This is a genomic window from Rhodopirellula europaea 6C (assembly GCF_000338295.1).
Taxonomy (GTDB): Bacteria; Planctomycetota; Planctomycetia; order Pirellulales; family Pirellulaceae; genus Rhodopirellula; species Rhodopirellula europaea.
Genome location: NZ_ANMO01000209.1, coordinates 1 through 22,498, shown reverse-complemented (window position 1 = coordinate 22,498; position 22,498 = coordinate 1). Strand labels below are relative to the sequence as shown.

General features: G+C 57.1%; 20 protein-coding genes and 1 pseudogene. 14 read left to right on the top strand and 7 right to left on the bottom strand.

Annotated elements, in window-relative coordinates:
• Window positions 1-204: 204 nt before the first annotated feature.
• Window positions 205-2,493, top strand: a complete 2,289-nt coding sequence (locus RE6C_RS21180) for a glycosyl hydrolase family 95 catalytic domain-containing protein (RefSeq protein WP_236618395.1) — start codon at window positions 205-207, stop codon at window positions 2,491-2,493.
• A 230-nt stretch (window positions 2,494-2,723) separates the two neighbouring features.
• On the opposite strand, the gene RE6C_RS21175 is transcribed toward RE6C_RS21180, so the two are convergent.
• Together RE6C_RS21175 and RE6C_RS21170 are read right to left on the bottom strand one after the other, a co-directional pair.
• Window positions 2,724-2,906, bottom strand: a complete 183-nt coding sequence (locus RE6C_RS21175) for a membrane or secreted protein (RefSeq protein WP_008659914.1) — start codon at window positions 2,904-2,906, stop codon at window positions 2,724-2,726.
• A 4-nt stretch (window positions 2,907-2,910) separates the two neighbouring features.
• Window positions 2,911-4,143, bottom strand: a pseudogene (locus tag RE6C_RS21170) (DUF1559 family PulG-like putative transporter).
• 769 nt (window positions 4,144-4,912) lie between these two features.
• On the opposite strand from RE6C_RS21170, the gene RE6C_RS21165 reads away from it, so the two are divergent.
• A complete protein-coding gene (locus RE6C_RS21165; RefSeq protein ID WP_008659906.1) occupies window positions 4,913-7,510 on the top strand; it encodes a tetratricopeptide repeat protein in 2,598 nt (865 codons plus the stop codon).
• Between the two features lie 152 nt (window positions 7,511-7,662).
• Window positions 7,663-8,085, top strand: coding sequence for a hypothetical protein (locus RE6C_RS21160; RefSeq protein WP_236618394.1), 423 nt, complete (start codon window positions 7,663-7,665; stop codon window positions 8,083-8,085).
• Between the two features lie 170 nt (window positions 8,086-8,255).
• Here the strand turns inward: RE6C_RS21160 and RE6C_RS21155 are convergent, their stop codons facing one another.
• The 3 genes from RE6C_RS21155 to RE6C_RS21145 all read right to left on the bottom strand — a co-directional run bounded on the left by RE6C_RS21155 (window position 8,256) and on the right by RE6C_RS21145 (window position 9,769).
• Window positions 8,256-8,453 carry a cold-shock protein gene (locus RE6C_RS21155; RefSeq protein WP_007326931.1) on the bottom strand — a complete coding sequence of 66 codons (198 nt, stop codon included), beginning with the start codon at window positions 8,451-8,453 and terminating at the stop codon, window positions 8,256-8,258.
• 192 nt (window positions 8,454-8,645) lie between these two features.
• Window positions 8,646-9,173, bottom strand: a complete 528-nt coding sequence (locus RE6C_RS21150) for a hypothetical protein (RefSeq protein ID WP_008659902.1) — start codon at window positions 9,171-9,173, stop codon at window positions 8,646-8,648.
• Window positions 9,170-9,769 carry a hypothetical protein gene (locus RE6C_RS21145; protein ID WP_008659901.1) on the bottom strand — a complete coding sequence of 200 codons (600 nt, stop codon included), beginning with the start codon at window positions 9,767-9,769 and terminating at the stop codon, window positions 9,170-9,172. Before RE6C_RS21145 ends, RE6C_RS21150 begins: the two co-directional genes overlap by 4 nt.
• A 435-nt stretch (window positions 9,770-10,204) precedes the next feature.
• Here RE6C_RS21145 and cysS point away from each other — a divergent pair, with 435 nt between their 5' ends.
• The 4 genes from cysS (at window position 10,205) to RE6C_RS21125 (ending at window position 15,790) form a co-directional block, all read left to right on the top strand.
• Window positions 10,205-11,824 carry a cysteine--tRNA ligase gene (gene cysS / locus RE6C_RS21140; protein WP_037252608.1) on the top strand — a complete coding sequence of 540 codons (1,620 nt, stop codon included), beginning with the start codon at window positions 10,205-10,207 and terminating at the stop codon, window positions 11,822-11,824.
• A gap of 29 nt (window positions 11,825-11,853) precedes the next feature.
• Entirely contained in the window at window positions 11,854-12,342 is a 489-nt protein-coding gene (gene ruvC / locus RE6C_RS21135) for a crossover junction endodeoxyribonuclease RuvC (RefSeq protein WP_008659899.1), read from the top strand.
• Window positions 12,343-12,730: 388 nt separating this feature from the next.
• Entirely contained in the window at window positions 12,731-14,284 is a 1,554-nt protein-coding gene (locus RE6C_RS21130; protein ID WP_173401819.1) for a hypothetical protein, read from the top strand.
• Window positions 14,285-14,434: 150 nt separating this feature from the next.
• On the top strand, window positions 14,435-15,790 hold the full coding sequence (locus RE6C_RS21125) for an outer membrane protein assembly factor BamB family protein (protein ID WP_008659897.1): 1,356 nt from the start codon (window positions 14,435-14,437) through the stop codon (window positions 15,788-15,790).
• A 74-nt stretch (window positions 15,791-15,864) separates the two neighbouring features.
• Here the strand turns inward: RE6C_RS21125 and RE6C_RS21120 are convergent, their stop codons facing one another.
• Entirely contained in the window at window positions 15,865-16,941 is a 1,077-nt protein-coding gene (locus RE6C_RS21120) for a hypothetical protein (RefSeq protein ID WP_008659896.1), read from the bottom strand.
• A 264-nt stretch (window positions 16,942-17,205) separates the two neighbouring features.
• Entirely contained in the window at window positions 17,206-17,685 is a 480-nt protein-coding gene (locus tag RE6C_RS21110) for a hypothetical protein (protein WP_008659892.1), read from the bottom strand.
• Between the two features lie 219 nt (window positions 17,686-17,904).
• Here RE6C_RS21110 and RE6C_RS21105 point away from each other — a divergent pair, with 219 nt between their 5' ends.
• The 7 genes from RE6C_RS21105 (at window position 17,905) to RE6C_RS21075 (ending at window position 22,392) form a co-directional block, all read left to right on the top strand.
• On the top strand, window positions 17,905-18,486 hold the full coding sequence (locus tag RE6C_RS21105; RefSeq protein ID WP_051073394.1) for a CBS domain-containing protein: 582 nt from the start codon (window positions 17,905-17,907) through the stop codon (window positions 18,484-18,486).
• Between the two features lie 321 nt (window positions 18,487-18,807).
• Complete coding sequence (locus tag RE6C_RS21100; protein WP_008659887.1) at window positions 18,808-19,812, top strand: sugar phosphate isomerase/epimerase family protein; 1,005 nt, start codon at window positions 18,808-18,810, stop codon at window positions 19,810-19,812.
• A gap of 5 nt (window positions 19,813-19,817) precedes the next feature.
• Window positions 19,818-20,021: a sulfur carrier protein ThiS gene (gene thiS / locus RE6C_RS21095; protein WP_008659886.1), complete on the top strand. Its 204-nt coding sequence runs from the start codon at window positions 19,818-19,820 to the stop codon at window positions 20,019-20,021.
• Window positions 20,022-20,216: 195 nt separating this feature from the next.
• On the top strand, window positions 20,217-21,080 hold the full coding sequence (locus RE6C_RS21090) for a thiazole synthase (RefSeq protein WP_008659885.1): 864 nt from the start codon (window positions 20,217-20,219) through the stop codon (window positions 21,078-21,080).
• Between the two features lie 2 nt (window positions 21,081-21,082).
• Window positions 21,083-21,298 carry a SlyX family protein gene (locus tag RE6C_RS21085; RefSeq protein WP_008659883.1) on the top strand — a complete coding sequence of 72 codons (216 nt, stop codon included), beginning with the start codon at window positions 21,083-21,085 and terminating at the stop codon, window positions 21,296-21,298.
• A gap of 141 nt (window positions 21,299-21,439) precedes the next feature.
• The gene (locus tag RE6C_RS21080) at window positions 21,440-21,664 is read left to right on the top strand and encodes a hypothetical protein (RefSeq protein WP_007333872.1); all 225 of its coding nucleotides are present in this window, start codon (window positions 21,440-21,442) and stop codon (window positions 21,662-21,664) included.
• A gap of 131 nt (window positions 21,665-21,795) precedes the next feature.
• Complete coding sequence (locus RE6C_RS21075) at window positions 21,796-22,392, top strand: cytochrome c oxidase subunit 3 (protein WP_008659880.1); 597 nt, start codon at window positions 21,796-21,798, stop codon at window positions 22,390-22,392.
• Window positions 22,393-22,498: the final 106 nt, after the last annotated feature.

Sequence of the window (22,498 nt, the reverse complement as noted above, 5' to 3'; positions counted from 1 at the left end):
CCCGCTGGATCAATTGACATCGAACGCGAATTGAGCTTGCAAGAATGATTCGCGACGACGAGGCAATCGATCGAAGCACAGTTGTTGTTCTTGGCGAAGGTATGTCAGCTGCCGACGGGTGAGGTGTGATTTTTTTTGGACGTGATTAACATCGACGCTGTTGTGTAGAGAGTCTCTGTTCTATCGCCAGAAGTGATTGCGTTCATGCCACCGTCCAACGCTCATCGTCAATTTTTGTTCGCTATTTTTATTTGTTGCGGACTGTTGGTTTATTGTGGGCTGGTTGGCGGTCAAACGGGTTGGGCTCAACCGGCCGGTGAGCGTGAAATCGACGAGACGCGTCCCGCGATTTCGTTGGATAATCTTGTTGATTGGCCGACGTTTCTTGACAAGTGCGATTGGCAGCGTGACACGATGTCGCGATCGTGGGACGAAGCACCTTTCACGGGCAACGGTGAACAAGGCACGCTGGTTTATCAAACCGATGATCGGACGATCCGGTTCGATGTCGGTTGTTCGGCTGCTCACGACCATCGGCCATGGGACGAAGACGATTTGTCGGAAAAGCATGTGGAAGTGCTCAACCGCGGACGGCACTTCATCGGCCATCTTGAACTTCGTTTGCCCGCCGGCGTCCCCGGCGGAGCCTCTCGCATTGGATTGTGGAACGCGGAAGCCAGTGGGACGATTGAATCCGCGGAGGGGAATGCGAAATGGACTGCAATCACTCACGCGACCGAACCGGTGATCCATTGCGAACTGCATACGACTGGCGAGCTGAGCGATGCTAAGTTCGTCTATGTTCCGATGTTGCCCAAGAGCCCCAGGGCGGTGCGAGCGAAGGCGGAACGAAAGGATCCACATCCGGCGCCAAAGGTCACCGAAACGGAGGACGGAATTCAATTGATCGTCCAGGACCTCGTGGCTGGCGGCCAGACCGCGGTTGCTTGGACGACGCGGCGTGACGCCGACCGGACGCGGTTGTGGTTGAGCGTTCAGCACTCGTTTCCGGAATCCGATGCGTTCGATCGCGTCGTCGCGGCGGTCCGTTCGGCCGTGCGTGCCGATTACGAATCGTGGATCAAAAGCCATTGCGAGTGGTGGCATTCGTACTACTCGCAGAGCTTTCTTCAGACGGGCCATCCGTTTTGGGATTCGTTCTATTGGATCCAGCAATACAAGCTTGCCTGTGCGACCCGCGATCAAGGGTGGATCATTGATAACCAGGGACCTTGGTTGCAGCCGACGGCATGGAGTGCGACTTGGTGGAACCTTAATGTGCAGTTGTCTCATGCGGGTGGCTACACCGCGAATCGTCGCGGAACGGTCTCGGCACTTCGTCAGAAATTGCACGACAACCAAGAGCATCTAAACGAGAACGTCGCGGAGCCATACCGACATGATTCGTCCGCGATGGGGCGATCCTCATCGGGTTGGGATCTGATCGCTCATGCTGGTCAGCCAGGTGGGCGTCCGGAAATGGATCCAAAGATCGGTGCGGAATGTGCCAATTTGCTGTGGTCGTTGCACAACGTTGACTTGGAGTATCGGTATTGGGTGGATGAATCCATTCGCGATGAAACCTTGTATCCGTTGCTGACTCGGGCGGTCAACTATTACCGGCATTTCTTGAAGCGGGACGCAAACGGGACGCTGCATCTTCCGAAAACTTTCAGCCCTGAATATCGATTGGCGGAGGACTGCACGTATGACTTGGATTTGTTGCGTTGGGCGATCAATCGATTGATCGAGCTTGCCGAAGAAAAGCAATTGTCCGTTGAAAACGAACCGTTGTTGCCGGTTTGGCGAGAACTCTCGGAGAATTTGGTTGCGGTGCAGACCAACGAGACCGGCCGAGCGGTGGGACGAGACGTTTGGTTGACCAATGGGCATCGGCATTGGTCTCACTTGATGGCGATCTACCCGTTGCGGACGATCACTCCTGACTCGGAAGAAGGCCGAGAGTTGATCGAGCGAAGTCTCAAGCATTGGCGTTCGTTTGGCCGCGGCATCGCTGGTTATTCCTACACCGCCAGTTCCTGTATGGCGTCACTGCTTGGCGATGGTGATTCGGCTGTGGAGTACCTGGAGCAATTGCGGCCGTATCTGAAGCCGAACACTTTCTACTCTGAGATTGGATTGCCGGTGATGGAGACACCGTTGCATGGCGCGACGGCGATGCAAGAGATGTTGCTGCAAAGTCATGGTGGGAAGCTAGCGATCTTTCCCGCCGTGCCAACACGTTGGCCAGACGTGAAGATGATGCGTTTTCGCGGCGAGGGCGGATACCTCGTCAGCGGTCTTATGGAAGATGGCAAATGTCGATGGGCATTGATCGAGTCCACCGTTGGCGGGAACGTCGATGTGGTGCTGCCGCCGGGGACTTACAAGTGGAGCAAGAATGGGTCTCGCGCGAGCGTGCAGGATGTTTCGGGAGCGTTGCCGCTTCAGACAGTGAAAGGCGACCACCTGCTCGTTTGGCTGGCGGAGTAGGCTGGGCCATCGCCGGTCGAAGTGTCGGCTGAGGCTGAGGCTGGACGACCGCCGCCAAGTCGTCGCTCATGGTGATCGTCGCGCACGTGATGCGCACGAGGGGGCGGATGTGTGGCTCTGGCGATAGTCGATTGTGAATTGGTCGCGAATCATTGCCATGCCATCAAACGAAAAAACGCCGACCACGAATGGCCGGCGTTTTATCGCTTCAATGCAACGTAGTCAGCGAACTACATCTTTGGATCTGGTGGTGGATTCATGTCCGCGTTGGCTGCTTCCGGATTGTTGTCCAAGTATTCCTGGATTTGGTCCGTGTCCGACGAAGGACCGGATTCTGATTCGCCGCAGCCGACCGTTGTTGCGATGAACGCAAGCAGAGCCAGAGCGAGAAGGTTTGTGGTTGCGATTCGCATTGGATCAAAATCCTTCCGAGAGGACTTCTTTGGCGCTGCGTGTGCCGAGTGCACCCCACAAGCCGTATGGACTTTCCGACCCGGGCGTCGATGCGGGGTCGTTGTGTTGAGCGTGGGCTCCGACCTGTCCGCGATCTGCATTGCCAGCATCGTTGGAATCGGTGATGAATCGAGCTGCACCATCACCCATCAACACGTGGCATCCACCTTGGTGGCGACTTCCCATGGGGCACGTCGCGATGGAAACGATGTTGGTGTTGTTGATGCACAACGGCGAGTTAGGAGACAGGAACGTGAAGACTTGTTGGCTGACAGGACTGCGGTAAGCCCACTTCATGCCTCGAGTTTGTCGTCGCTGCCGATCTTGGGGCGGAGCTGAGCCAAAATTGAGGACGCTCCGGATCGACGAAGCCTTCGCACGCGGTGTTGCCACCGATGTTCAGCAGGTTGACTGCACCGTCGACTGGTTTGGTGCGAGTGTCGCTGTCGCCCAAGTCGGTGACGATCTCACCGAAGGCGATTGTGTTGGACAGGCCGTCCAAGACATCACGGAAGGCTGACTTTTGTTGGTTGCGGAAAAATCCACGCTGAGATGCTCGAACGCGAGTTTGGTAGGACGAGTTGCTTGTCACCACACCATTGGCTCGGTTTCGATAGCCACCCCAGGTCGTGTCGGTCGAGTCGCCAAGGCATGGTCCGTAGTTCGTGCGTCCTTGTCCGGGCAAACCGAAGCCGGGGTCGCTGGGGCAACGCAACATTGGAAGGCTGGTCATCCAAGGAGCGGAGAAGCCGCCGGCTGCATTGGTTGCTGAATTGAGTGGACGGCCGGGCCAAGGTCCCATGGGAGCGTAGACATTGCCGATGCCGGCGGATCCTTCGGTGACCTGGTAGGGATTGCTGATTTGTTCCCACAAGCCTTGTTGCTCGAAGAATGGGGCAAGCCGACGACGCACGAGAGATCCATACGGTTGTTGCACGTTGCTGCGGACCAAGCGTTGGTGCCGGTGCCGTGCGTTCCGCCTTGCTGCTCGGGAACTTGGTTGTACGCCGAGTGGTAGTTATGCAACGCCAAACCGATCTGTTTGAAGTTGTTGCTGCAGCTCATTCGACGGGCCGCTTCACGAGCCGCTTGAACGGCGGGGAGCAGAAACCCAACGAGGACGCCGATGATGGCGATGACAACCAGTAGTTCCACCGAGGTAAACCCACGCTGGCTCGCGCGAGATGTAGAGCGCATGAGGTCTCCATGAGCTTGAAGAGAAGAATAGAAAACCGACTCAGGGTTAAATTGGAGAAACGATCGCACCGCGTGATTGCGGCTCAGGGGAATGGATATGCAGACATTGTCTGCCGCGGGGTTGCAATGGTCAGGGGCAGTCGGCTGTGAGCGGCGATGGTTTCACGCGGTACAAGCGTGAGACGCTGGCGGCTGATTCGGTCTCACCGACTAGGAGCGATGAGAATCGTGAAACACTGGTGAAGGTGTGGTTGTTCGTTCTTAGATCCCGTTAGAGATCTTTGGTGTCCCGTTAGCAAAAGATCTCGCTTGGCATCGGTGCCTGATAACTCGGCACGAATCAAACGTGCTGGGGGCTGCAAATAGCGGCTAATCATAGGCCTTCTTTGGTATGGATTTGCGGCATGCGAAAGAAGGGGGCGATGGCGGAGAAAAGTTTGATGTTTTCTGAGACAGGCGGGAGATTCTGAGGGTGGGTGATACGCGACACTTCCCATTCCCGGCCCTCACCCTCGCGTACGCCTGAGCCGCCTCGCTCGAAGTCTCATCCAAACTTCGTTTCGGGAGAGGTGCACCCTTTTGGAACTCTGCCGAAAAGCGGTGTCAGAAACTGCACGGCCTCTGAAGACGCCGGGGTGTGAGTTTGGAGTGGCTGGGGGAACGTGCGGCGGGCGAACGTTAGGATCTCGATTGGTTCTGTCTCTCGTGTGCGGTTGCGGTCAGGACGCGGGATTTGGTATGGCGAAAGGCTCCCTATTGAGGTGCCCAAGTGGCTGATCCTGACGAATCCAAAAATGACAACAGCGCACCGGCGAGCAAGCGGTCCAAGACCACTGTGCTTTCGCTCGCGTTCGTGACCATGTTCACGATGGTTGGATTTGCCTACATGTTTTCGATCGTGGCAGGCGGTCGAGAAATCGATGCGGTGCAGACCATGAATTTGGCGTCCGCCCAATACGTGGCGGGCAACATCGTGGTCGCTGGTGACCTTGCCGAGCGATCTGGTTTGGACCAGCTGAACGAAGAGCACATGGAGCTGTATCCAATGCAGCAGTTCTTGATCGGTGCTGGTACGCACGCGAGAGCCAACCAAGCGGTGTCGCCTCGAGATCGCCATGAGCAGATGGAAAAGGCGTTGCCTTATCTGCAGCGAGCCCATGATCTCGGGTTTCCGGAAGGCCGGGATTCCGAAGGGCATCGGATGTTGGGGGCGACCTTGCATGCGATGGGACGGCACGCGAAAGCGGCGAAGCATTTGAAGCAGGCTGTTGAGATCGATTTGACGCTGCGAGCTGAGTTGCTGCCCTTGCTGGCTCGTTCACTCGCGTCATCGATCACCGCCAAGCCGGACGAAGCGCTTCGAACGATTGAGGCTCACTTGGAAGAGTCGAGTTTGGATGAACGTCGCCGAAGCGAAGCCGAGATCCTGAGGATCGAACTGCTGAATCAACTGAAGCGATATGATGATGCGCTCCCTGTGATCGCTCGTGTCGAAGAAGATATTTCTAGCGAGGTGAGGTCACAAATGCCGTGGGCATTGCAGCTTCGTGACCAACTGAGTTTGCAGCGTGGTTTGGCGAGAGTAGGACGCGTGATTGAAGCTTTGCCGCCATCCATTTCGGCGCAGTTGATCGCTGGTGTGCCAATCGTCGCCGGACGTGAGTTGCCCGAAGAGACAAAGGCCGAGCTGAACGATGTCATCAAGGTGTTGGACCAATTGCAGCGTGAAGCGGATCCCAAGGTTGCCGGCAGTGCCCGTTTGTTGGTGGCTCAGTCGTATCTGTTGCTAAACGATCCCGATCTCGCATTGGCCCGGCTGACTCAAGCGAGACAGCAGCGTCCATTCGATGACCGTGGACTCGAAGGTGGTATTTCGGAAATCGAGTTGTTGGCCAGTCGGGGCATGGGCGAAGATGTCGCGCAAACGTCTCGCTACTTGGTGCGAGAGATTGGGCAAAGTCAGTACTTGGACTTCCCTGAAATCGTTCGAGAGAACGTGAAGCAACGAATCATCGATGCAATCGCGATGCTGCGAGGTGCCGGTCAGTTCGCACCGGCGGTCGAAACAGCCACCGTCACTTCTCCGGTGCTCGGTGTGGCAAGTTCGCACAGCCAAGCCGGGATTGCTTACCGAGATTGGGGCGAAGCAACGCTGGCGGCTGGGTTGGGCCCAGGAGGCGAGCTGTCGCGGGAGGCATCGGTCTTGGCACGAGAGCAATTCCGCGGTGCGGGAGACGCATTTGCCGCGGCTGCGAAGGAACAATTCGACACGGAAGAATATGTGCCGACGCTTTGGTTGGCGATCGAGTCGTATCAAAAGGGGCGTCACTTTTCGCGAAGTGCCGTCTTGTTGGAGGACTACCTTCGATACGAAAAACGTGGGCGTATTCCTCGAGCCTTGGTGGCGCACGGGCGAGCATTGCTCGCAGACGGAAACGCGAAGGGGGCGATCGATTCGTTGCAAACATGCATCATCGAATACGACCGCGACCCGATGCGATATGACGCTCGATTGTTGGCGGCTCAAGCGGCTGCGGATTTGGGCGATCGAGAACGCGCACGCGAATGGTTAGAAGCCAACCTCAGCGACGGCCAGTTGACTCCGCAAAGTCCTGCTTGGCGAGACTCGTTGCTGACATTGGGCGAGATGTTGTTCGCGGAAAGTTTGTCGCAAACACTGAAATCACGTGATCTGAAGTGGGACGAGCGTGTGGAAGCTTTGCGTGCGACTCGTCCGACATTGCAATTGGCAATGCGACGATTGGATGAGGCAGTGAAGCGATACTGGCCAATGCCTCGAACTCAAACTGCCGCGTACTCGTTGGCTCGCGGGCATTTGTTGACGGCGGAGTTGCCGGAGGTGGAACTGGAATCAACGGAGCTTCAGGACACGGCTCGTCGTGGGCTCAGTCAGAAAGCCAATGCGGGTCGGCAGGCGGCTCTGGATCAATTCGCGATGCTGTCTAACTACTTGCAAAACCAACAGCGTGACAGCGACTTGAGTGACAAGCAGCGGGCGTTGCTTCGCAATTCGTTGATCGGCCAAGCGGACACGCTTCGGGACATGGGCCGATTCGCGGAAGCCGCAGATGCTTATCGCGACATGGCATTGCGATACATGAACGAACCAGCGTCCTTGGAAGCTTTTCTGGGGCAATCCCAGATGATGCGAAAGATTGGTCGCGTTCGTGAAGCGGATCTCTTGATTCGGCAAGCCAACGTGGTGCTGGGGAGGATTGGTACACAGTGGGACGAGGAGTTTGACAAGGTCACGCGGTATGATCGTGCTGGTTGGGAACGTTACTTGGCCTGGATGGTTGAAAGGCTCGATCAAGGAGCCCAGTTGACCAATCAAACGGCACCATGAACCACGCATCGCAGTAGTGCGACAAAAGTCTGCGTTGACGTGCAGCAGTCGCCAGGTGGATACTGCGTTCCGCTCACCCGCGCTTGTCTGTGGTCCGTTCTGGTTGGGGCCGCGACGCTAGCATCGAATCATCAAAGGATTGGAACGAGAACATGGAAGCGATCATCGATCGTCGATTCGAATTGCTGCAGTTGCTGTTGGAGTTAACCGTCCAGCAGGAAGCCGCGATTTCGGACGGGCACATGAACGAGTTGATGCGAGTGCTGAGTCAGAAGCAGCGTGCGGTGGAGCAATTGGTTCAGGCATCGGAGCAGCTCAAGAACGAGCGAGCACGGTTGGGCGAGGCGCATCGTGTCTCCGAAGAGCACCGGCAGCGAAACGCGAAGTGCGATGAAATGCACCGCGAATTGATGGCTCGTGAGCAGGCCAGCGAAGAGATGCTGACCAACAGTCGCGATGAGGTTGCCGCTCAGTTGCAGCAGAACGATGGTTCGCGACGAGCGGCTCAGGGTTACGGTCAGCAGGCAAATCGCGGCGAATCGTCTGGCGGTAGCACGTTGGATTTGTCTCAGTAGCGAATCGTTGATCGGAATTGTCGCGAGCTTCATCCGGGGCAACTCGTTCCCCGTTTTTTAGTTGCTCTGGCGACGTTTGGGCCGGCCGATTCCGATTCAGTCAGCGCATAAAAAAACCGCCATCAAGTGACTCGATGGCGGTGACAATTTTATCTTCGAGATCAAGCCGTTCAGGCAGGAGTCACGTTTTCGGCACAAGGTCCTTTGGGACCGCGACCTTCAGTGTAAGTGACTTTTTGACCTTCTTGCAGTTCGTCGTAACTCGCGCCTTCGACATTCGTGCAGTGGAAGAACAAGTCTTTCGGCCCTCCAGTGTCGATGAAACCGAAGCCTTTGTCGGTGAGCCGTTTGATTGTACCTTCTGCCATTCTTCTAATTCCTTCGTGTAAACCGTGATGTTTCCCGCGCCGAGTGCGCGAGCTATACCACCACGAGGGGGACTATAACAGATTCCCGTTGGTTGTGGTGGGGTTCTTGTCTTCAGTTTTCACGGAAAAATCGAAAAGAGCTATTTTTCGCGGGGTTTATGACCATCCTGGCGACGGGATAGGCCGCATCCGTCAGCGAACGTGAATCTTCTGCGTCTGAATCGTGATCAGGTTCACGCCTTCGTCGTAGGTGGCTGCTCCTGAAACGGTGACCACGTCCCCTTTCGAAATGCCAGCCAATTTATCGGCTCGAGTCGCCCGAACACTGCCGGATTGGTCGACTAATTTCACGACGGCTTTGGGTGCGTTGGCGAGTCGGCGTTTGCAGAACGGACAATTGTCCGCGTGCTCAGGATCGCCACCGGTGTGGTCTTCATCGGGAAGCTCGCTGAGCATGAATGTAGCGGAGTTTGGTTCGAAGGCCTCGAACTCACCCGCGTCGACTTTGCCGACCAAAGTGATTTCGTTGGGAGCTTCCGCTTCCTCGTCCGTGAACTTTTCTTTGACTTCGGTTAGCGACAACGCGTCGGACGGAGCTTCGCTGAGGATCACCGTCGGATCGGAGTCCGTTGATGCGGTTTCGTTTGCACCGGGTTCACAGCCAACCGCGAATGCCAAGCATGCGGTGCCGAGTGCAAGGTATTTCAGGCGACAGATCATTTCAGGTCTCCGAGCACTTTGATTGCGTCTTCGATGTCGCTGCTGACTTCGTCGAAGTCGGCACCTTCTTCACCGTGCAGTTTGGCGTCGACCGATCCGAACGCATCGAAAAGAGTGTCGATTGCTGCGAGAGCTTGTTTCTTTTTCTCTTCGCCGAGATCGCTCTCTTTGGCGAGCACTTCAGTTTGTTCCAGCAGCGTTCCGATGTCGTGTAGTTCGTTGTGGATCGAATCGACGTCGTCATCGGCGAATCCGCCGGCGATAGTCGATTGCATGCTGGTCAGCTTCTTGATGGCGTCGGCGAGCGTCTTGGGCGCGTCGGCCTTTTCGAGATGAACCAACGCGTCGGTACTCAGCCCAGCGGCGGCGGCATCGACAGTTTCGTGGCCGTGCGCGGCATGGTCATGGCCGTCATGGTCGTGCCCTTCGTGATCGTGTCCAGCATGATCATGGCCCTCGTGGCTGTCATGATCGTGATCATCGTGGCTGTCGCTGGTCTGTGTTGTGGCAGCCTCATCTGGGGCACTGGAGGGCTGGCAGCCGGTGAAGGCGATCATTGCCAGGGACAACAGGGCGAGGAACGAGATTTTGGACATGGTGCCGCTTTCCGAAGTGGGGCAATGAAGGTGGCCGGAGCCGTTGGATGCGTCAACGAAGGGGATTGCCTTCGAGGGAGATTTGCGTCGCGAATGGCTGGAGTGTGAGATTGCTACGCATCTTGACATCGTAGCGTTCGGCCGAAATTTGGGGTCAGAAATTCGTGGCGGAAAGATTGGTTGCGGCCAACGGGAGACCTGATATTGGAAACTGCCCATTTTGCCACGTTTGCCTGGTTGCCCAATTGTTGAGACGTGGATGTTGAAACGGAGGTGTTTGCTCGGCAAAAACACGGCGTTTGCAGGGCCGCGAACGGTTTGGGACGGGTTTCAAAAGCGGGCTCGATCCAAGTCGGACTGATTCCCTATACTTCCTGGCTCACTCAATTCGCGAGGACGCCTCGCCTTCGCTCCATTCATATCGCACGCACGCTGATGAGCATGACCGCCGCCGACCCGACCGCATCGGTCGCCTCCCCTTCGTCCGCCCAGCCCGCCATTCGTGTTTACAACACGTTGAGCAAAACCAAAGAGCCGTTTTTGCCTCTGCGTGCTCCTCGGGTGGGAATGTATTTGTGCGGGCCGACGGTTTATGCCGAGTCTCACATTGGACACATGGTGGGTCCGGTCATCTTCGACACCATCAAACGGTACCTGACGTACAGCGGCTACGAAGTGACTTGGGTGGTGAACATCACCGATGTCGACGACAAACTGATCGGCAAATCGAAAGAACGCGGCATCCCGATGAGCCAAATCGCGGTTGAGATGACCGCCGATTACTTGGCCAACCTGCGGGAATTGGGCGTCAATCAAATTGACCATTTGCCGCGTGCGACGGACCACATGCCGCAGATCATCGCGTTCATCGGATCTTTGGAATCGAAGGGGTTCGCTTACGCAATCGACGGAGATGTGTTCTTCGACGTGACGAAGGATCCCGGATACGGCCAATTGTCGAATCGTTCAGTGGAAGACCAGCAAGGTGAAGGTGGCGGTGCGGCAGCCAAGAAACGCAACCCTGGTGACTTTGCACTTTGGAAATCAGCTCGTCCGGGCGAGCCTTTTTGGGACAGCCCATGGGGCGAAGGACGACCCGGTTGGCACATCGAGTGTTCCGCGATGAGTCACGAAATTCTGGGCGAGACATTTGACATCCACGGTGGTGGATTGGATTTGATGTTCCCGCACCACGAAAACGAACGAGCTCAGAGCACGTGCTGCCACGGCGCACCGATGGTGAAGTATTGGATGCACAATGGTTTGATGCGGGCCGGTGAGAAAGGCAAGGTCGGCGGCAAGAGCGATCGCGAAAACGCGGCGGCGGAAGCGGCCAGCGTCGAAGAGCAAGCGTCGGGCAAGATCAGCCGCAGCAAGGGTGCAGGTGGATTGGCGGATCTGATTCGCAGCCAAACCGGGGAACGCATTCGGTTCTTCCTGTTGCGGACCCAGTACCGCAGCACGATTGTTTACAACGAAGAAACATTGGCCGAAGCGGGCACGTCGTTGGAGGCGTTCTATCGCTACTTCGATCGCTTTGCAGAGATCACCGGCGGTTCGTTTTATGATTTGTCCGCGGCGATCCGACGCGGCGAAGGCGGATTCGACCCGGCCGGCGACGCGTTGCTGACCGAGATCCACGCGATCCGAGAAAAGTTCTTGGCCGCGATGGATGATGATTTCAACACCGGTGCCGCGATCAGCGTGTTGTTTGATGCGTTGCGAACTCTCAATCGACACATCGATGCCAATCAGCTTGCCGCCGGTGCCGATGCAAAATCGCCTTCCGTCGAATCGCTGGTTAAAGCAACATCAGTCATCGCGGAATTGTCGCGGGTGCTCGGGTTGTTTGCAAAACCGCCCGCCACTTCCGGTGGTGATGAAGCGGACGCGGAGTTGCTCGATTCCGTCGTGCATCTGTTGATCAACCTTCGCAAGGAAGCTCGTGAGCGAAAGGATTACGCCACCGGCGATGCGATCCGAGATCGACTGGCTGATCTGGGTGTCGCGTTGCTCGATAAGAAAGAAGGCACCTCTTGGGAACGCAAGTCGTAACGGCTCGTCCTGGATCGGCTTCCTGCATTTTGGGAATCGACCCGGGGCTCAACACCACTGGTTACGCGGTGATCTCGCGAGAGGGGCCGCGATTGTGCCTGCGTGAAGCGGGCGTGATTAAATCTCGCCGTTCGGACACGCTTCCCGAGCGTTTGCGCGAAATCCATGTTGGGCTGTCAGAAGTTTTCGAGGCCCATGCGGTGGACCTGATGGCGCTGGAGCAACTATTTTCGCATTACGATCGGCCTCGCACGGCGATCCTGATGGGGCACGCTCGCGGCGTGATTTGTTTGGCCGCCGCATTGGCTGGAGTGCCGGTCGAGCATTACGAGCCAACTCGGGTTAAAAAGGTGATGACTGGAAACGGTCGAGCGCCGAAGAGTCAGATTCAGTTGGCGGTGAAGATGCAATTGAATTTGCAGTCGGTTCCCGAGCCCGCGGACGTCGCCGATGCGATGGCGATTTCTTTGTGCGGGCATTACTTGGCCAACAACACGATCGATCAAGCCTTGGCGTGACCCGTGGTTTGAAAGGCTGTGCAGTTTTCAAGTGCGGTGCCAGTAACGCCTTGAGATCCCCGCCCGCGCAGAAGGTCGTGCAGTTTTGAAGTGCCGTGCTCGCAAGGTTGAAATCACCCTCCTGAACGCAGTTGGGGAGGGTCGGAATGCGAGCGTTCAGCGAGAATTCCGGGGAGGGTAGTACGCGTTTTTTCCCGTGCTCGGCCCTCACCCTCGCGTACGCCTGAACGGCGTCGCTCGACCTCCCCCAAAACTTCGTTTCGGGAGAGGTTCTCGAATGCTGAAACCCGCTAATGGGGCGGGGTGAGGAGAAGGTGCTAGACTTTTGCTGTGTGCGTTTTTCTTTAGCAGAAGTGTAGCTGTTTCCTTGAGTGATCCGACAAGTCGTGTGCCGTCGTCGCAGCGGGATTTTGCCGCGGATAGTGGTGCGCCGATCGCTTGGGGTGTATTTGGGCGAGCGTTGAGTCAGCTCGGAGGTACTCGCTATGGGCTGTTGTTGTTTGGTGCCGCGTGTCAGTGCGCCACGATCGCGATCACGTGGCCGCTTTGGCTGGTCCGTCAGATGCCGCCGCATTTGCCGACATTTGATCTGCCGCAAATCTCGTTTGGTTGGATGTTGATCGCGTCGCTGGCTTGGGTTGCGGTGCGTCCTCGATCGGGGATGGCGGTGCATTGGGGCGTGTTGATTGTCGCGGCGATCTTCGACCAATTCCGTTTGCAGCCTCAGTTCTTTTCGATCGCGTTGTTGATGACGGCCTGCGTTTGGGAGCCTGGTCACCGGATTGCTCGTTGGTCCTTGGTGTCGACGTGGGTTTGGGCGGGAGTTCACAAGCTGTTGTCGCCGGACTGGTTCGGTTACGCGTCGCATTGGTTGGTTGAGCGCAGCGGTTTGGATGCCGATGCGACCTACATGTCGTTTGCTTTGATCGTTGCGGTTGTTGAGCTCGCGGTCGGCGTGCTCGCGATTTTTCGACCTCGCTGGGCCGCGCCGGCAGGCGCGGCCATGCATGTGGGAATCGCGTTGACGATTTCGCCACTGTTGGTGAATTGGAACGAGAGCGTGCTGCCTTGGAACTTTTCAGTGGCGGTGATCGGATCTTGGGTGCTGCTGACCACGAAGGATTGGTATCCGACCGAAGGTTGGGAGAAGCTGGTTTGTGTAGCCGGGTTGATCGCACCGGTTGGCTTTTATGGCGGCTTGTTGGACCATGGTTTCTCGGGCGTGCTTTATTCAGCTTCGATTCCGCAGGGGCTGATCACCACGAAGAGTGGCGCGTTGCCGGTCGAGGGCTGGGGTGATCTGCATGTTCCTTTTCCGAAGGAGCGTCGAACAATCCGGATCTACTTTGAGCAGGTGGCTGTGCCGGGCGACAAGTTGCACCTCGCGGATCCGCGGCCCTGGTTGAGCGATGCTTTTTACGTGTTGGACTCACTGCACCGTGCGAAAGAGATCGATCGAGACGCGTTCTTTGATGGTTTGCCGCCCGGAAGTTTTGAATTGCTGGCGGTTGGCGAGTCAGACGATGGCCAGGGAGGAACGCGACCTGAAGTCAGCGGCGTTGGGGTGGACAGTCGGCGGTCGCTGTTCGAACTGCGGAAGGCGGGGGTGCGGATGGTTCGTCGCGAAGAAGGGCAGCCTATTTTCGCGGTTGAGTTCACGCCCGAGAACTACGATCCATCGCTGCTGGATCACGTCGTTCGGTTGCCAAACCTGATGCAGATTCAGCTCGCGGGGACGGATGTTCAAGACCGTGACTTATCGAAGTTGTCACGCCTGCGATTGCTCACCGGCATTGGGCTGGATCGGACAGCGATCACCGACGAAGGGATTTCTCATCTGAAGGGTTTGCCTTTTCTGCAGCAGATTGAATGCGAAGGAACCAAAGTCACCTCCGAAGCGATCGGCCGCGCAATCAAAGATCCTTACGACGCATTTGAGTGATCGTTGGCGGTTGTGGAGTCGGGCGGTGGGTTGCATTGCGTTTCTATTGCTGTGTTGGTGCTACAAAGCGTGACGGTTGGGAATCGGCCGGCGGGCTGCGTTCCGGTTATGTTCGGGGGCAGATGATTTTGGTCCTCGGCGAGAATTGGTATGTGCACGGTGAATTGGTTGGGTGGCTCGGTTGCGTTTTTCGCGATGGCGCTGGGGGTGATTGGTAGCGGCGTAGGCGAAGATTTCACACGATTTCGAGGTACGGATGCGACGGGTGTTGCGGAGGATCATCCGGGGCTTCCAGCAACTTGGGACAAGGAAACAAATGTTGCTTGGGTGGCCGATGTTCCCGGGCAAGGGTGGGGCAGTCCGATCGTGGTTGGCGACCGGGTGTTCGTTTCGTCGGTCGTTGCTGACGAGGCCAATACGCCGCCGCAGGGAGGTTTGTATTTGGGTGAAGGGGTTCGCGATCCAGCGAAGGGCGTGCATCACTGGATGGTTTATTGCTTCGACTTGGGCAGCGGCAAGGAGCTTTGGAAGCACGAGGCTCACACCGGCCGGCCAGTCGTTCCGCGACATCCCAAGAGTTCGTATGCCGCGGAGACTCCCGCGACGGATGGCGAGCGTCTGTTTGTCTTGTTCGGCGACCTGGGGCTGTATTGCTACGGGCTGGATGGCGAGTTGCTCTGGTCGCGAATGATTGAGCCGAAGAAGACAAACATGGACTACGGTGCGGCGGCATCCCCGGTCGTTCATGGGGACCAGGTGTTCGTCGTCTATGACAACAAGGAAGAGTCTTGGATCGCCTCGTTCGACACGCGGACGGGTGAGCAGCGTTGGCGGACGCCGCGAGACGAGGTGATGTCTTGGGCGACTCCGTTTGTTTGGGAGAACAAGCTTCGCACCGAGATCGTCGTGCCCGGACAGCGAGTCAATCGGAGCTATTCGCTCGATGGAGAAAAGCTGTGGAGTTTCGATGGTGACATGTCCATCTTGGTCATTCCGTCGCCCTTTGCCGCTCACGGAATGTGCTATTTGTCGTCGGGCTATGTCGGCGACGCACACCGACCGAGCTTTGCCATTCGCCCTGGTGCATCGGGAAGGATCGATACCGAGGACGGGTTCGTAAACAGTGAGTTCATCGAGTGGTACCAACCGCGGGCGTCACCGTACAACACGACGCAGATCGTCTACGGAGACTATCTGTACACGGTGTACGACCAGGGCTTCATGACTTGCCATGACGCGAAGACTGGTGAAGAGGTCTACGGCAAGAAGCGGTTTTCGCCCAAGGGATCGTTCACGTCTTCGCCTTGGGCCTATGGCGGGAAAGTGTTCTGCCTGAGCGAGCAGGGGCTGGCCTATGTCGTTCAGGCTGGGCCCGAGTTTGAGGTCTTGCGCACCAATCCGCTGGATGAACTTTGCATCGCGACGCCGAGCGTCGTTGGAGACAAGCTGCTGATTCGAACGCTGACGAAGGTTTACTGCATTAGCGAATCGGGTGAGCAAAATTGAGCTTCGCCACAAGTGTTGATCACGCTCGATAATTTTAGGCGAGCGTTGATGAGCTCACGTCTCGCGATCAAGAATCAGCGAATCACTGATCCACTTGGGTAGCCCGAGGCTGCTCCGGTGCTGCCAGGCATGTAGCCGGCGGGTTTGACCGAGCTGGAAGAGCCGGCACCGGTCGCGGTTTGGTAGCTGGGTGGCTCGGCCACGGTCGAAGCGGCTTTGGCGGCGGCATCGGCAGTTGCTTTGGTCGCTGTGCTTGCCGCGGAAGCGACTTTGTCGGTTGCGTCCGAGATCGTGTTGCTGAGGTCGTCAGGCAATCCGATGGCGGAAACGGCAGGCGACGTGCTGGCTTGGCTGGATGCACTTGGGCCGGCGGTCAGGTCGCTTGGCAGCGAGAACGCGGAGCCGGGTGTCGAGTTGCTGGAAGGTTGTTGGGCGACGATCGCGTCGAGGTCGGCTCCCGGCAAAGTGAAGCCGTTGCTCTTGCTGGCTGATGTGTTGGAGCTGGATGCGATCGCATCCGCACCCGCCGGTTTCGAAGTCGATGGCACCGTGATCGGAGGCATCGCGGTTGGGCGAGGTGTTGTGGTTTGCGCCGAGGCTTGGGCGGAAGCGGTTGGCGTGGACGCTGGTGGCTGAGTTCCCATCGCGTATCCGTTGGCCGATGCAGCGGCGTAGCTGGCTGGTTGCGACGGAGTTTGGCTGCCAGGCAAAGCGTATGAGGCTGGTGGCAACGATCCACCTGATTGCGATGCGACCGAACCGTATGGGTTGCTGGCGGGCGATGCAGGTGTGCTTGGGACGCCCGGTGTGCTTTCGACGGTCGGCATGCCAGCAGTGCTGGACGCGTACATGTTTGGCGATGTTCCGCCTGGCATTCCGTTTGGCGTTGTCGCGGGTGCAGTACCACCGGCGATCGATGCGATCGCGTTCGGGGTGGCTTTGGAGGACGGTGGTTGCGGGTAGGTTTGCGTTGGGCCCGTGCCAGCGAGTGTTTCAGCGGAGGGTTCGCCTCGCATGCTGAACAGGTTCAGGCTGGGGCGTCCGCTGCGGCAACCAGTGGAAACGATGCTCGCCGTCACGCAAAAACCGATGGCGGCGTGGGCGATTAGAGTTCGCGCGGCTTTTCGAGTTTGAGCTGATCGAGTTGTCATCGTCGCGTCCTTCCGTCGGAGGCGGAATGGTGTTGTCGAAATGGTTCCAGCTGTTGGATCGACTGATTCAATCGTCCAGTGAAGCCAAATCGGCAAATTCAATCCAATTGATACAGGCGGTCGAATGTCTGGTGACCGTCATACAGGCGGCCCTCGCGACGAACGCACAGGACGAACGCAAAGGGCGACTCGTTAACTAGGAACTCTGCCGGGGTGGTGTCAAGAGATCCGTGGAGTCGAAATGAGTTGGATCGGACGCGGGGATCACAGATACATGGCCTGGAAGCCGTCGCCTTCTTCGATTTGTCGTTGAATTTTTTCCAAACGTTTCTCGGTCTGGGTCAGATCGCCGGCTTGGATGTAACGGTCGAACTCCACCGCGATGGAATGCTTGACCGATTCAGCCAAAAATTCGACGGCGGGTTCGTTGAGCCAATCGCAGGTTTCTTCGCCGAGGGTGACCGTTAGATCGACAGCCTTGGTTTTCAGATCTTTTTCGCCGGTCATCACGACGCCTTCGACATGAAACTCAACGCGTCCGCGATCCGGGTCGTTGGTCAGGTGAAAGGCACATCGGGCGCGGTGCAGGTAGTACGTGTTGTAGGTGCCGTGTTTGGCTAACGCCGCTTTGACTCGCAAGACAAATGCCTCGTAATTCGGCGAAGCATCGAGCGGAACATCCAACCGCGTGATGGTTCGAAGCGGCAAGCAATCAAATTCGAATTCGACCCAACGACCCAACATTCCACTCTCCTGGTGCACTGCGTGACAAGTTTCACAACCCCAACTTTTTGTTGCGCCGCTGGGGTTTGCTAAATGCCTTTGTGACGCATTTTACCGTGTATTGCGACCCCAACGGAGTGCTTCTGGGGCAAGTACGATGATCGAGAACGTTGGGAACGAGCGGCGGTTGCGATTTGCGCGATGGAATTTTCTTGACCGAGTCTTAACCGACGCCTCAAAGTGATCTCAGGTGGAGACCGTTTCGGTCGACCTTGCCCCTTTTCAGATGAGGACCTCGTCATGACAAAAACAATTGGAACTGCCACGCTGCCGACGCCGAGCCCTGGAACCATGCCGCACGTCACGGCTCGAGAGATGATGGTTCGGAATCTCATCACGTTGTCGCCGAAGATGGACGCGTTGGAAGCTCTCGATGTCTTGCTTCGGCAGCGTATCTCGGGCGCACCTGTGGTGGATGAGGATGGTCACTTTGCTGGTGTCTTTTCAGAGAAGTCGTGCATGAAATTCGTTGTCGGCATGGCTTACGAAAATTTGCCCAGCATTCCGGTGGGTGATTTGACGGACAAGAATCCGCCAACGATCAGTGAAGAGACTGATTTGCTGACGATCGCGCAAACCTTTCTTGATGCGGCGTGTCGTCGATTGCCGGTGTTGGATAGCGACGGAAAATTGAGAGGGCAAATTTCCAGACGAGACGTGATGCGTGCGGTTCGAAGCCACATGGAAACGCCGGTGAAGTCCCACACGCCAACCGGGTTGTATCTCAGTGCGATTTTCTCGTCCGATGACCGGCGTGTCTGACGCGGCCGATGACGTATCGCCGCAGTCACGCTTTGCCGCAGCCTGATCTGGCGTGGTGAGTGCCGCGATCGTGAGTGCCGCTGTGGTGCGAATGCTGAACGGCTGTGAGTGAGGCGGGCGTGTTTCGGACGGATGGGCCAGACGGATTTGTCTGTGAAAGAATGGATTGGGGAGTCGACTGGGAGTTGGATTCATTGGATGCAGGGGAATTGCCCGGCGAACAGTGTTCGGCGATAATGCCGCCGCGTCGCCCCGAGGGCGTCGATTCCTGTGTTGCGATCCGTTTGATGGATCCGATTCCCCATTTTCCTGGAGACCTCCATGCCACGTCCCGTTACGATTTTCACTGGTCAATGGGCGGATTTGCCGATCGAAGAGATGGCAGCCATGACCGCCGATTTCGGATACGATGGGATCGAATTGGCTTGTTGGGGCGATCACTTTGAAGTCGACAAAGCGCTCGCCGAGGATGATTACTGCGAAAAAAAGCACGCTCTCCTCGCAAAACACAACCTGCAGTGCCACGCCATCAGCGCTCACTTGGTCGGACAGGCCGTCCTGGACAACATCGATGAGCGTCACAAAGCAATCTTGCCCGACTACGTTTGGGGCGATGGCAAACCAGAAGGCGTCAACGATCGTGCGATCGAGGAACTGAAGAACACCGCTCGTGCCGCTCAGAAGTTCGGCGTCGATGTGGTCAACGGCTTCACCGGCAGCAGCATTTGGCACTTGTTGTATTCGTTCCCACCGGTTTCGCCTCAAATGATCGACGCGGGCTTCGATCTGTTGGCCGAACGCTTCAATCCAATTTTGGATGTGTTTGGCGAGTGTGGCGTGCGTTTCGCGTTGGAAGTTCACCCAACGGAAATCGCGTTTGACATCTACACCGCTCAACGTGCTTTGGAAGCTTTGGACAATCGTCCTGAATTCGGTTTCAACTTTGACCCTAGCCACCTGATCTGGCAGGGCATCGATCCGGTTCAGTTCATTCGCATGTTCCCCGATCGCATCTACCACGTGCACATCAAAGACGCGATTGTGACGTTGGACGGACGGTCGGGCATCAACGCCAGCCACCTGAACTTTGGCGATTCGCGACGAGGTTGGGATTTCCGCAGCCCCGGTCGTGGTGGCGTGAACTTCGAAGAGATCATCCGTGCACTCAACGAAATCGACTACCAAGGTCCTTTGTCGATCGAATGGGAAGACAGCGGAATGGAACGCACCTTCGGTGCCCGTGAGGCTTGCGAGTTCACCAAGAAATTGGATTTCTCGCCTAGCAATCGTGCCTTCGACGCTGCCTTCGACGAAGAGAACGATTGAGTCGCATGATCGACATTACAGTCAACGGCCGTCCCACGCAGATCGATCGGCCGATGCCGATCGACGAACTGCTGGTGACGGTCGAGGTCCCGAAGAATTACTTGGCCGTTGAGGTCAATGAGGACGTCGTGCCGCGAGAGGACTACGGCGAGACAATCGTAGGCGAAGGTGACCGCGTCGAAGTGGTGACGTTGGTCGGTGGCGGGTGAATCCGTCCGCTCGCCGGTCGATGATCCAAGGGCGATTGGCCCGTCAAAATTGTATGGCGGATTGAGGGCAGGTGGATGATTGGGGATTGTTGCTGCGAGCGATCGGTTGTCTGATCAGGGCGGTTTCACCAGACCCGATGCACGTCAATTGATTCGCAGTCACGCTTCTTTGCCTTTTCGCACCATCTTTTTTCTATGACCACCGACGCTCTCTCCGATTCACCGCTAAAGATTGGATCGCACACGCTGACCAGCCGTTTGTTGGTCGGCACGGGGCGTTACGACACGATGGAGCAGATGCGTGATTCGTTGGACGCATCCGGCACCGAGTGTGTGACCGTCGCGGTTCGTCGCGAACGACTTTACGACCGGACGGGCCAGAACATTCTGGATTTCATCGATTCCGATCGCTACATCCTGCTGCCGAACACGGCGGGATGTTACACCACTGCGGATGCGGTGCGTGCGGCAAAGCTGGGACGCGAGATTCTGCGGACGCTTGGCAATCCCGGGTCGGACTGGGTGAAGTTGGAAGTGCTCGGTGACAGCAAGACATTGTTGCCCGATCCGGTGGAAACGGTGGCCGCGTGCGAGCAGTTGGCGGCGGATGGTTTTTCGGTGCTGTGTTACACCAGCGATTGCCCGGTCACGGCCCAGCGACTGAAGAAAGTGGGTGCCGCGGCGGTCATGCCAGCGGGCAGTCCGATCGGCAGCGGCGCGGGGATTTTGAATCCCGCCAATTTGCAGATCATTTTGGAATATCTGAAAGAAGATGACGAAGACTATCCCGTCATCATCGATGCGGGAGTTGGAACGGCCAGCGACGTGTCAGTGGCAATGGAATTGGGAGCTGACGGCGTGTTGTTGAACACCGCGATCGCTCACGCTCGTGAACCCGTCCGGATGGCACATGCGATGCGGATGGCGGTGGATGCCGGGCGTCATGCCGCCTTGGCCGGACGTATCCCAAAACGTTTGTATGGAACCGCGAGTAGTCCGCAGGAAGGCGTGATCAGCACGCGACCGTACGGCTCGCAAGCCGATGAAATTGGATCTTGATCATGTCGATGGAAGATCGAATCACCGAACTCGAAATCGCACTCGTTCACACGCAACGCGTTTGTGAGCAGCTCAATGAAATCGTGACCGAGTTGTCTCTGGAGGCTCAGCGCCGTGATCGCGAGATGAAGCGAATGGCGGATCAACTGAAAGAGCTGAAGGGCAAGGTCAGCGAGAGAGGTGGCGAATTGGAAGATGAGAAGCCACCGCACTATTGAGTTCGCCGAAAGATGCGTTGAATCGTCGCTGAGGAAGTTTGTTCCGATTAGGCGGAGTTTTCGGTTCAGGAGGGCTGTTGTGATTGCCGATGGCAGAGATGACCGTGTCTCAATTCCTCCCATCGCTTTTGGCTGCCACCTATGTCATCCGATTCAAACCAGCGTCCACCTGCCAACGAACTGACCGCCGAAGAATTGATTCTGCAGATGGAGGTCGAGGAGGTGCAGGAATTGTTGGGAGACATGGGGTTCGATCCACGACCTGAATTTGCTCGTGGGATTCAGCAATTGGTCGCTTCGCTGGGATCGCTCGACGCGGCGATCGTCGCACTGCAAGACGATTTGGTGCAGCGACGCGCCGCCTGAATCGAGCCATTTCAACACGCTCGTCCGATCACTGGGCGACTGTGGGAATTTGGCGGAGCGGTTAAACTTGGCAGTTCGCATCGGTTCATTGAACCGACGCTCTCGTTTTCGCCTGCCATTTGAAATCGCTCATGCCCGCCAGTGTTCTGCCAACCGACCGACGCTTTCGACAAGGTGGTTGGCTGTTTCTCGGAACACTGCTGGTGTTCTTTCTCAGCAGTCTGCTGCTGTACGGCATCTATGCGAGCAGTCGACTCGGTGATGTTCAGTCATCCGTTCCGTTGCCGAACTCATTCCTGACCAGCACCGTGTTGTTGCTCGGGATCAGTGGTTTGGTTCATTGGTCGACGCGTTCGGTCCGGCGATCCAAGCGTGTTTTGACCGCATCGTTGCTCGCCTTCAGCGCCATCGCGGCGGTCGCCTTCATGGCGATTCAGTATGTCGCGATGCTGGGGTTGCTGGGTGGTCCTGCGATGCAAGGCGGAACCGGCAAAGGTGTCGCGGGGATGGTGGTTGTCCTGGCGTTTCTGCATGCCCTTCATGTGGCCGGCGGAGTGATCGCGTTGGGCATCGTGTCGGTGCGATCTATGCTCGGCAAGTACGACCATGAGCGGCATTGGCCCGTCGATTTCGCGGCCCAGTACTGGCATTTTTTGGACCTGGTTTGGCTGTGCATGCTGGCTACGTTCGTGGCCACCACCGGCGGTTTCTCAGGCATCACGCTGTAGGCCGCGTGCACGGATGGCAATGCTAGGAGACGCTTTCCGCACCTCTGCTCATTCACTGTCGCGGCAAGGGTCAGTTAGGCGTTACTCCGCACCACCAGCAACCACT